The sequence below is a fragment of the Afipia clevelandensis ATCC 49720 genome (genome assembly GCF_000336555.1).
GTDB classification, from domain to species: domain Bacteria; phylum Pseudomonadota; class Alphaproteobacteria; order Rhizobiales; family Xanthobacteraceae; genus Afipia; species Afipia clevelandensis.
In genome coordinates, this window is record NZ_KB375281.1 from 2,369,665 (window position 1) to 2,379,854 (window position 10,190).

A 10,190-nucleotide genomic window follows, 5' to 3' on the forward strand; every position below is an offset into this window, starting at 1 on the left:
TCACGGCCGCGGCGCGGCGGACGGCATCCGCCTCCACGCGGCGCACCGCATCTTCGAGAGCCAGCCGCTCGCGGGTGATTTCGGCTTCGCTCAAGGCAGGCTGCACACCGCGCAACTGCGAAATCAGCGCCGTGCGTGCGCGCTCATACAACGCCCGCCGGCTTTCGGCGGGAGCGCTGGGGTCCAGGCCCGAGATCGCACGGGCTATGAGCGGGTAGTAATCTGCCATTCTTGCCTTGCTGTCCCGGCCCCCACTTTGCAGGATTCTTGACGAACCCTGTACTTAAAAAACGTCAATCAACAGCACCGTGTTCCGATTCAGGCCTCGAACGGATTCTGCACGAGGATCGTATCTTCACGCTCGGGGCTGGTGGACAACAGCGCGATCGGGCAGCCGACCAGTTCCTCGACGCGGCGGACATACTTGATCGCCTGCGCGGGAAGATCGGCCCATGACCGTGCATTGGCGGTCGGCTCCTTCCAGCCTTCGATGGTCTCGTAGATCGGCTCGACACGGGCCTGGGCGCCTTCACCTGCGGGCAGATGGTCGATTTCCTTACCGTCCAGCCTGTAGCCGACGCAAACCTGGATCTCGTCGAAGCCGTCGAGGATGTCGAGCTTGGTCAGGGCGAGGCCATGAATACCGCTGGTCCGCGCGGTCTGCCGCACCAGCACCGCGTCGAACCAGCCGCAGCGGCGCTTGCGCCCGGTGTTGACGCCGAATTCCTTGCCGCGGCGGCCGATTTCTTCGCCGATCTCGTTGGTGAGTTCGGTGGGGAACGGTCCCTGCCCGACGCGGGTCGTGTAGGCCTTGCAGATGCCGAGCACATAACCGACCGAGCCCGGACCCATGCCGGTGCCGGTCGCCGCCTGCGCCGCCACCGTGTTCGACGAGGTGACGTAGGGATAGGTGCCGTGATCGACATCGAGCAGCGCGCCCTGCGCGCCCTCGAACAGGATGCGCTTGCCTTCGCGGCGCTTGTGATCGAGCAGGTTCCAGACCGAATCCGCGAACGGCAGCACCTGCGGCGCAATCGCGGTCAATTCCTTCAGCAGCGCGGCAGCATCGACCTCGGGCAGATTGAGGCCACGGCGCAGCGCGTTGTGGTGGGTCAGGAGGCGTTCGATCTTGTGCGGCAGCGTCTGCGGATCGGCGAGATCCATCAGGCGAATGGCGCGGCGGCCGACCTTGTCTTCGTAGGCCGGGCCGATGCCGCGCTGGGTGGTGCCGATGGCGGTGGCCTTGTTGGCGTTCTCGCGGATCGCATCGAGCTCGCGATGCAGCGGCAGGATCAGGGTGACGTTCTCGGCAACACGCAGATTGTCCGGCGTGATGGCGACGCCCTGCGAGCGGAGCTTTTCCAGTTCGGCGACAAAGGCCTGCGCGTCGAACACCACGCCATTGCCGATCACCGACAGCTTCGAGGGGCGCAGTACGCCCGATGGCAAAAGCGCGAGCTTGTAGGTGTTGCCGTTGATGACAAGCGTATGGCCGGCATTGTGGCCGCCCTGAAACCGGACGACGATGTCGGCCTGCTCCGAGAGCCAGTCGACGATCTTGCCTTTTCCTTCGTCGCCCCACTGGGCGCCGACGACGACAACATTAGCCATTTCCAGACAATCTCCCGCAACCCGCAAATCCGCTGGCGCTCCAGCGCCTTGCAGCTAGGGGTCAGGCTTGCGAGGCATGTCACCGGATAACGGATGCGCGCATGGGACGCAAGCGCCAACGGCTGTTGACGGCCCCGCTGAACGAGGTGCAAATCATTGATATCCCCAAATAATTCCCGCCAGCCCCGACCGGCCCCGTAATCTCTCGAATCCGCAGCCGCCATGAACGCACCAGCCCCGCGCTCTCCCGTCCGATGGCTGATGGACAAGCCCTACCTGCTGCTGTCGCTGGCCCCGCTGTTCTGGGCCGGGAACATCGTGCTGGGCCGCTTCATCGCAGCCGATTTTCCGCCGATGGCGCTGTCCGTGCTGCGCTGGGGCTGTGCCTGCCTGATCGTCCTGCCCTTCGCCTGGCCGCATCTGCGGGCCGACTGGCCGGTGATCCGTAAACACCTGCCGCTGCTCACCCTGCTCTCCCTGACCGGACTCGCCGGATACAACGCCATCGCCTATCTCGGCCTGCAATCGACCCAGGCGCTGAACGCCCTGCTGATCCAGTCGTCGGGTCCGCTGTTCGTGGCGCTGTGGTCGCTGGTCCTGCTCGGCATCCGTCTCACCTGGCCGCAGACCATCGGCATCTGCATTTCGCTGCTGGGCGTGCTCACCATCCTGTCGCGCGGCCATCCTGAAACGCTGGCCGCGATCCATCTGAACAAGGGTGATCTCCTCGTCACGCTCGGCATGGCCGTGTTCGGCATCTACTCGGTGCTGGCCGTGAAGCGCCCTGCCATGCATCCGCTGGCGTTCGTGGCCTTCGCATCCGGCTACGGGACGGTGCTGCTGATCCCTGCTTTGATCGTGGAAATCCTGCACGGGCATCACCCGGCCTTGAGCGTCGATAACGCGCTGACACTGGCCTATGTCGCGATCTTTCCCTCGATCCTGTCGTATCTGTTCTTCAATCGCGGCGTCGAACTGATCGGCGCCAACCGGGCCGCGCCGTTCTTCCATCTGATCCCGGTGTTCGGATCGGTGATGGCGATCGTCTTCCTCGGGGAGCGGCCGCAACTCTTCCATGTCGCGGGTTACGCGCTGGTGCTGGCGGGTGTGGTCATCGCCGCGCGGGGAAGCACCCGGCGCACGACCGCGTGAATCCATCAGACGCGCTCAGGCGTTCGGGCGCATATCCTTCGCGAGCCGAACAAGCCACCGCCTGACGACCTTTTCTTCCGACGCGGCGAGACCTGCGATCACGCGCTTGTCGACACGGCTTGCGCGTTCGCGGCACTTGGTTCGCAATGCGTGCCCCGCAGCCGTTGTCTGCAGCCGGAGGATCCGGCCATGCATGTCGTCGGGCGATTTGGCGATCAAGCCGTCACGCTCGAGATTCCTGACGATCAGGTTGACAGTCTGCGGCGTCAGCATGGCCAGCCGGGCGAGATCGGCTCCGGACAGGCCCGGATAGGAATCGATCATGGTCAGGATCGAAAACTGCGGCGGCGTCACGCCGAGATCGGCCAGCGCCCGTTCGAGCGCCAGCCGCATGGCGGCCTGAGCCTGCGACAACAGGTAGGGCAGATGCCCGTCCTCGCCGCGCATAGCTTCTCCGATCTGCGGAACCTGCGCGGAATTGGATGCCGGGCTCTTGCGCATATTATCAGACCTCTTACAATATATCAGCACTCGAATATTATGGAGCGTACCATGAACAGCCGCAATGCCAAGCTATTATACCGGCACCTCGAAGCCGAAAACGCCCAGGATCTACAAGGAACTCTCGCGACGCTGCATCCGGATTGCGTGTTCCAGGATCACGCCACAGGGCAGGTGTGGCGCGGGCACAGCGGCGCGGCGGACCATTATCGGCAATGGTGGACGACCTTCGACGTCACGGTCGAGCGGCTGGCGGATCAGTCGGCGGGCTGGCCGGACGAGAACACATTCATCGCCGAAGCCGCATGGAAGGGCCGTCATGTCGGGGAATTTCTCGGAATCCCGGCGAGCGGGCGAGATATCCTGCAGCGTTTCGTGGTGGTTGTCGGCTTTCAAGACGGGCTGATGACCAGCGAGCGCTTTCACTACGATCTCGCTTCCCTTCTGCGCCAGACCGGCAGCAATGTAGTGCCCGATATCGGCAGTCTGCCTTACAGCACCATGTCCGCATGATGGCCCTTACTGCGAGGATCGCGTGACAGGTTACCCTGCCTGATGGGCGTGCAGCGCAACGGAGCAATCCGGGATTGGCGGTTGTGAACACGGGAAATCGTGGCACAACTGAACGGTCTCTTTCCCCGAAGATTTCATGACCGTTGTCGACCCGCCCTTGCGCAAGCCGTCGTTCATCGCCTGGCTCGCCCATCAGCCCTATGTGCTGTTGAGCCTGATGGCGCTGTTCTGGGCCGCCAATATCGTGCTCGGACGCTATGTCGCCGGTCATGTGCCGCCGTTCACACTGACCTTCCTGCGCTGGGCGGGAACATTCCTCGTGGTGGCGCCGTTTGCCCGGCCGCACCTGCAGCGCGACTGGCCGGCGATGCGCAAGCGCATTCCGCTGCTGCTGATGCTGGCGCTGACCGGCTTCGCGCTCAACAACGCCCTGTCCTATTGGGGACTGCAGCACACCCAGGCGCTGAACGCGCTGCTGATCCAGTCCTCGGGGCCGCTGTTCGTCGCGCTGTGGGCGCTGATGCTGTTCGGCGTCCGCCTGTCATGGATGCAGGCCGCGGGCATTCTGGTGTCCCTGCTGGGCGTGCTGGTGATCGTGCTGCGCGGCAATCTCGCCGCGCTGTCCGACATCCAGGTCAATTCCGGCGATATCAGCTTCGCGGGCGCGCTGTTCGTGTTCGGGCTGTACTCCGCGCTGATGTCCAAGCGGCCGAAGATCAATCCGCTGTCGCTGATCGCCTTCACCACCGGCACCGGCGCCTTGATGCTGCTGCCGCTGGTCGGCTGGGAGGTCGCAGCGGGCAATCTGTTGATCCCCGACACGCTGACCATCGCCACCGTGGTGTTCGTCGTGATCTTCCCCTCGACGCTGGCCTACATCTTCTTCAACCGCGGCATCGAACTGATCGGGCCGAACCGCGCCGCGCCGTTCTTCCATCTGGTGCCGGTGTTCGGCTCGGTGATGGCGATCCTGCTGCTCGGCGAAAAGCCGGAACTGTTCCACCTCGTCGGCTATGTCCTGGTGCTGGGTGGCATCGTCACCGCATCGCGGCGCGGATCGTCGGGCAAACGCCCCGCCTCCTGAAGCGGGGATTTGGCGTTGGCGGCCAGACCGCTCGCTGGTAATCCGGCGCGACTTCGCGCAATCTCTCCCCCCTAAGAAGCGGCGCAGGTCACTCCGGCGACCGCATATCAAAAAAGATCAGGGGCGGAGACACTCAATGAACTTTCTGAAATCGGCGATTTCACCGCTGGCCGCGATGGTTGCGGCAGGCGTTCTGGCGGCCGGGCCGTCATCGGCGGAAGGCAACTGGCCTGCACCGGGCAAGAACATCACCCTGGTGCTGCCCTTCGCGGCGGGCAGCGGCACCGACACCACCACTCGCATCATCTCCAAGGACCTCGGCAAGGCGCTCGGCACCGGGATCGTGATCGAGAACAAGCCCGGCGCCAACGGCTCGATCGCGGCGAGCTACGTCGCGCGCTCCGAGCCGGACGGCTACACCATTTTCGTCACCACCAACACGTCGCATTCGGCAAATCCGTATCTGCTGAAGAACATGACGTACGATCCGATCAAGGATTTCACCCCGATCGCGCGCACCGGCGACCTGCCCTTCATGCTGGTGATCGACCCGAAGCTGCCGGTCAATTCGGTCGCCGACCTGATCGCGCTGGCGAAGAAAGAGCCCGGCAAGTACTCCTATGCCAGCGGCAGTTCGTCGGCCATCGTCTCCGGCGCAACCTTCGCCACGCTCGCGGGCATCGACCTGCTGCATGTGCCCTACAAGAGCTCGCCTCCCGCGCTGACCGACGTGATCGCGGGCCGCGTCAGCATGATGTTCGTGGACGTGCTCACCGGCCTGCCCCATGTGAAGGGCGGCGCGCTGAAGGCGCTGGCGGTGACGACCAAGCAGCGCTCCGCGCTGCTGCCGCAACTGCCGTCCATGGATGAGGCCGGGGTGAAGGGCTTCGACATCACCTCATGGCAGGGCTATCTCGGCCCGGCCAACCTGCCGAAGGACATTGTCACGAAGCTCAATGCCGAAATCCGCAAGATCGTCGAGACGCCGAGCGTCAAGCAGGAACTCGCGGAGCGCGGCATGGAAGCGTTTTCCGGCACGCCCGAGAGCTTTGAGAAATTCCTGAAAGAGCAGCTTGTGGTGTGGGAAAAGCTGATCCGCGACGCCAAGATCGAGAAGCAGTGAGAGCTTCGCGCCTCTCCCCGCTCGCGGGGAGAGATCGGAGTTGAGCGCAGCGAAACTCCGGTGAAGGGCGGAGCACGAAAACAAACGCCCCTCACCCGGTCGCCCGAAGGCTCGCGACCTCTCCCCGTAACGGGGAGAGGTGAAAAGTTACGCCGCCCGAACTTTGCCGAGGAACTCTTCCACCGCCAGACGCAGCATACCTGACTGCTGATCGAGATCGCGGGCGCTGGTGAGAACGACCGAGGCAGCATCGCCGGTCGCCGAAGCCGCGGCGCTGACACTGCCGATGTGATGGCTGATCTCGTTCGATCCCGCAGCCACCGACTGGATATTGCGCGCGATTTCCCGCGTCGCCGCGCCCTGCTCTTCCACGGCGCTGGAAATGTTCACCGTGATCTCGCTCATGCGCGCGATCGTTTCGGTGATGCCGCCGATCGAGGTCACCGCGTCGCTGGTGGTGGCCTGCATGGCCGCGACCTGCGCCGAGATTTCCTCGGTCGCTTTCGCGGTCTGGGTCGCGAGCGCCTTCACTTCGGACGCAACGACCGCAAAACCACGGCCCGCCTCGCCCGCGCGCGCCGCCTCGATGGTGGCGTTCAGGGCGAGCAGGTTGGTCTGCGCCGCGATGGAGTGGATGAGTTGCACCACCTCGCCGATCTTTTCCGCGCCGCTGGAGAGCAACTGCACCGTCGCATTGGTGCGTTCCGCGTCGGCCACCGCCTTACTGGCGATCTCGTTGGACTGATTGACCTGACGCGAAATCTCCGCGACCGAGCTGGACAGTTCCTCCGCGGCGGCGGCCACGGTGCCGACATCGTTCGACGCCTTCTCCGACGCCGACCCCACCGTCGCCGCGCGCGCGCTGGCGTCCGACGCCGAATGGGTCATCGACTGCGCGGTGCTCTGCATGCCGGCGGCGGATGAGGCCACCGAACGCACGATGCCGTTGACGCTGCCCTCGAATTCCAGCGCGATGGCATGCATCGCGGACTTGCGTTCTTCCGCCGCACGCTGGCGCGTCTCGGCTTCGGCGCTTTCCAGCTCACGCATGCGCACCGCGTCATCCCTGAACACCTGCACCGTCTGCGCCATGGCGCCGATCTCGTCGCGGCGGCCAAGGCCCGGAATCTCCTCGTCGAGCTTGCCGCCGGCGAGTGTCTTCATGCGCAGGCCGAGCAAGCCGAGCGGGCGGGTGATGCTGCGGCCGATCAGCCATGCCACCGCGCCCGCAATCACGCCGATGCCCAGGATCGCACCGCCCAGCGCCATCGCGATCTTCATCAGCTTGGCATCGAGGTCGTCGACATAGGCGCCGGTGCCGACAAACATGTTCCAGCCGGGAATGCCGGCGGCATAGGACACCTTCGGCGACAGTTCGCTCTGGCCGGGCTTCTGCCAGGAATAATAGATCGTGACATTGCCGTTGGCGGCAACACCGTCGCGCATTTCGCGGGTCGACTTGCGGCCGTTCACAACATTGTCGAGATGGCTGGTGCCGATCTGCTTCGGGTTGAGCACGGCGACCGCGATGCCGTCCATCGTGTAGGCAAACAGATAACCCGCGCCGTTGTCATAGGTCATGCTCTGGATGCGCTCGACCCACTGCGCGACCGCAGCTTCCTTGGTCAGCTTTCCGGCATCGACCTGCTTCTGGTATCCGATCGCCATGTTGCGCGCCGAATCGACGATGGCGCGGAGCTGCTCCGTGCGCGCGCTGAACATTTCGGTCCGCATCATCTGAGCAGCGAACAGACCGGCGGCGCACAGGCCAATCAGAGTGACACCCACCAGGACGCCCAGCTTCAGGGCGATAGGCCAGTTGTTGAGAAATTTCACGCGGCTTCTCCGGGGAAATGGCGCGGAATGCGCCTGAAGTAAGAATTCACTTCTTTTAGGGGAAGAGCGTTGACTCTTTCTTACCCGCGCGCCGGCGCAGGATGTCGCACCGGCAGGCATGCCGGTGAAACGCCGAGAACAGTGCGATGAGGTGATTGCAGCGGCCGTGCCAGCCGCGAGGTTTCATCTCGCCCCGTTGCGGGGAGAGCGGCTGGCCCTGATCTGTTCATGAGGGCCAGTCGGGTGGGGGTGAATCTCAGGTGTCAAAGACAGCCACGCGCTTTGAAACACAGGCCCCCACCCTGACCGGCTGCGCCGGTCATCCCCCCCCCGAGGGGAGGGATAAGGGGTTAGGCCGCCCGCACCTTGCCGAGGAATTCGTCCACGGCGGTGCGCAGCATGCCCGACTGCTGGTCGAGATCGCGAGCGCTGGTGAGAACGTCCGACGCCGCATTGCCCGTCGCCGCAGCCGCTTCGCTGACGCCGCCGATGTGGGTGCTGATTTCGCTCGATCCCGCCGCCACCGACTGGATGTTGCGTGCGATCTCGCGGGTCGCAGCGCCCTGCTCTTCGACGGCGCTGGAGATGTTCATGGTGATCTCGCTCATGCGCGCGATCGTTTCGGTGATGCCGCCGATCGACACCACGGCGTCGCTGGTGGTGGCCTGCATGGCCGCGACCTGCGCCGAGATTTCCTCGGTCGCCTTGGCGGTCTGGTTGGCCAGCGCCTTCACTTCCGACGCGACGACCGCAAAGCCGCGGCCCGCCTCACCGGCGCGTGCGGCTTCAATGGTGGCATTCAGCGCGAGCAGGTTGGTCTGCGCCGCGATGGAGTGGATGAGCTGCACCACCTCGCCAATCTTCTCGGCGCCGCTGGAGAGCACCTGCACGGTCGCGTTGGTGCGTTCCGCATCCGCAACGGCCTTGCTGGCGATCTCGTTGGACTGGTTGACCTGACGCGAAATCTCCGCGACCGAGCTGGACAGTTCTTCCGCGGCAGCCGCCACAGTGCCGACGTCGTTCGAGGCCTTCTCGGAGGCCGCGCCGACGGTTGCCGCGCGCGAGCTGGCGTCCGACGCCGAATGGGTCATCGACTGCGCCGTGGTCTGCATGCCGGCCGCCGAAGCCGCCACCGAACGCACGATGCCGTTGACGCTGCTCTCGAAGGTGCTGGCAATGTTGTTCATCATCGCCTGCCGCTCCGCCGCCGCGCGGTTCTGCCGCTCGGCTTCCTGCTCCTCAAGACCGCGGATACGCAGGGCGTTGTCCTTGAACACCTGAACCGTCGCCGCCATCTTGCCGATCTCGTCGCGGCGGTCGAGCGCCGGAATATCGTCGTCCAGCTTGCCGTCGGCCAGCGACTGCATGCGGGCGCCGAGCTGACCCAGCGGAACGGTAATGCTGCGGCCGATCAGCCAGGCAATCGCGCCGGCGAAGGCGGCGATGGCGAGAATGGCAAGGCCGAGCGCCCAGACAATCGGCATCAGCTTGGCATCGAGATCGTCAAGATAGGCGCCGGTGCCGACGAACATGTTCCAGCCGGGAATCGCCACCGCATAGGACACCTTGCGGATCAGCTCCTTGGTGCCGGGCTTCTCGTATTCATAGCGCAGCGTGACTTCGCCCTTGGCGGCGACGCCGTCGCGCAGTTCGCGCGCGAGCTTGCGGCCCGCAGTTTCGACATCGAGCTGGTTGCTGCCGATCTTCTTCGGATCCGGCGTGGCGATCGTGATGCCATCCATCGTGTAGGCGAACAGATAGCCGTTGCCCTTGTCGTAGGTCATGGTCAGCGCGCGGCGCTGGAATTCCTCAATGGCGGCTTCCTTGGTCAGCTTGCCCGCCTCGACCTGCTTCTGCAGTCCGATCGCCATGTTGCGCGCGGTATCCACGATCGCGTGGGTCTGCTCCATGCGCGCGCTCAAAAGCTCGCTTTTCATCATGTAGGCGGCAAACACGCCGGCAACGCACAGACCAACGACAGCGACACCCACCAGGATACCGAGCTTGGGGGTGATCGGAAGATTCTTCAAAAATTTCACGGGGCTTCTCCGATGCGGGACCGCGCTTCTGCACGGATTCACCACATCAGTTACCGAAATTTCCTTTCGGCTTGGTTACCCATGTACCGCTTGCAAAATAGGCATGCACAAAGAAACGGGCCGGAGAAAACTCCGGCCCGTTTCGTCTCGATATTTGATGTCGGAGTCAGAACGTCAGCGCCTTGGCCTGCTTGACATGCGGCAGGGTCAGGGTCTTGGCCAGCACGTCTGCGGGCGCGGGCACGGCTCCATCGACCTCGACCAGCGCGATGGCGTCGCCGCCCTGCTTGTGACGGCCGAGGTTGAAGGTCGCAATGTTGACGCCGGCATC

At 64.4% G+C, this 10,190-nt stretch carries 9 protein-coding genes and 1 pseudogene; 4 read left to right on the forward strand and 6 right to left on the reverse strand.

Annotated features, from left to right (window positions below; genetic code table 11):
* Together HMPREF9696_RS11315 and HMPREF9696_RS11320 are read right to left on the reverse strand one after the other, a co-directional pair.
* Nucleotides 1-229, reverse strand: a pseudogene (locus HMPREF9696_RS11315) (hypothetical protein); the annotation flags it as partial.
* 89 nt (nt 230-318) lie between these two features.
* Nucleotides 319-1,611 (reverse strand): adenylosuccinate synthase, encoded by a 1,293-nt coding sequence (locus HMPREF9696_RS11320; RefSeq protein ID WP_002713139.1) that lies wholly within the window; start codon nt 1,609-1,611, stop codon nt 319-321.
* A 222-nt stretch (nt 1,612-1,833) separates the two neighbouring features.
* On the opposite strand from HMPREF9696_RS11320, the gene HMPREF9696_RS11325 reads away from it, so the two are divergent.
* A complete protein-coding gene (locus HMPREF9696_RS11325; protein ID WP_040301386.1) occupies nt 1,834-2,763 on the forward strand; it encodes a DMT family transporter in 930 nt (309 codons plus the stop codon).
* 15 nt (nt 2,764-2,778) lie between these two features.
* Here the strand turns inward: HMPREF9696_RS11325 and HMPREF9696_RS11330 are convergent, their stop codons facing one another.
* Nucleotides 2,779-3,264, reverse strand: coding sequence for a MarR family winged helix-turn-helix transcriptional regulator (locus HMPREF9696_RS11330; protein WP_002713141.1), 486 nt, complete (start codon nt 3,262-3,264; stop codon nt 2,779-2,781).
* Nucleotides 3,265-3,315: 51 nt separating this feature from the next.
* Between HMPREF9696_RS11330 and HMPREF9696_RS11335 the strand changes: the two genes are divergently transcribed.
* The 3 genes from HMPREF9696_RS11335 (at nt 3,316) to HMPREF9696_RS11345 (ending at nt 5,984) form a co-directional block, all read left to right on the forward strand.
* On the forward strand, nt 3,316-3,777 hold the full coding sequence (locus tag HMPREF9696_RS11335) for an ester cyclase (RefSeq protein WP_002713142.1): 462 nt from the start codon (nt 3,316-3,318) through the stop codon (nt 3,775-3,777).
* 136 nt (nt 3,778-3,913) lie between these two features.
* Nucleotides 3,914-4,861 (forward strand): DMT family transporter, encoded by a 948-nt coding sequence (locus HMPREF9696_RS11340; RefSeq protein ID WP_002713143.1) that lies wholly within the window; start codon nt 3,914-3,916, stop codon nt 4,859-4,861.
* 136 nt (nt 4,862-4,997) lie between these two features.
* Nucleotides 4,998-5,984 (forward strand): Bug family tripartite tricarboxylate transporter substrate binding protein, encoded by a 987-nt coding sequence (locus tag HMPREF9696_RS11345; RefSeq protein WP_002713144.1) that lies wholly within the window; start codon nt 4,998-5,000, stop codon nt 5,982-5,984.
* Between the two features lie 147 nt (nt 5,985-6,131).
* On the opposite strand, the gene HMPREF9696_RS11350 is transcribed toward HMPREF9696_RS11345, so the two are convergent.
* From HMPREF9696_RS11350 to HMPREF9696_RS22255, 3 genes are all read right to left on the reverse strand, one after another.
* Nucleotides 6,132-7,820, reverse strand: coding sequence for a methyl-accepting chemotaxis protein (locus HMPREF9696_RS11350; protein ID WP_002713145.1), 1,689 nt, complete (start codon nt 7,818-7,820; stop codon nt 6,132-6,134).
* Between the two features lie 350 nt (nt 7,821-8,170).
* On the reverse strand, nt 8,171-9,859 hold the full coding sequence (locus tag HMPREF9696_RS11355) for a methyl-accepting chemotaxis protein (protein WP_002713146.1): 1,689 nt from the start codon (nt 9,857-9,859) through the stop codon (nt 8,171-8,173).
* A 166-nt stretch (nt 9,860-10,025) separates the two neighbouring features.
* On the reverse strand, nt 10,026-10,190 hold a 165-nt coding region (locus HMPREF9696_RS22255), incomplete at its 5' end, for an ACT domain-containing protein (protein ID WP_002713147.1).

What these genes read in the sequence shown, in the direction of transcription:
- HMPREF9696_RS11320 (WP_002713139.1), bottom strand. Translation starts at nt 1,611, where the DNA reads ATGGCTAATGTTGTCGTCGTCGGCGCCCAGTGGGGCGACGAAGGAAAA.
- HMPREF9696_RS11325 (WP_040301386.1), top strand. Translation starts at nt 1,834, where the DNA reads ATGAACGCACCAGCCCCGCGCTCTCCCGTCCGATGGCTGATGGACAAG.
- HMPREF9696_RS11330 (WP_002713141.1), bottom strand. Translation starts at nt 3,264, where the DNA reads ATGCGCAAGAGCCCGGCATCCAATTCCGCGCAGGTTCCGCAGATCGGA.
- HMPREF9696_RS11335 (WP_002713142.1), top strand. Translation starts at nt 3,316, where the DNA reads ATGAACAGCCGCAATGCCAAGCTATTATACCGGCACCTCGAAGCCGAA.
- HMPREF9696_RS11340 (WP_002713143.1), top strand. Translation starts at nt 3,914, where the DNA reads ATGACCGTTGTCGACCCGCCCTTGCGCAAGCCGTCGTTCATCGCCTGG.
- HMPREF9696_RS11345 (WP_002713144.1), top strand. Translation starts at nt 4,998, where the DNA reads ATGAACTTTCTGAAATCGGCGATTTCACCGCTGGCCGCGATGGTTGCG.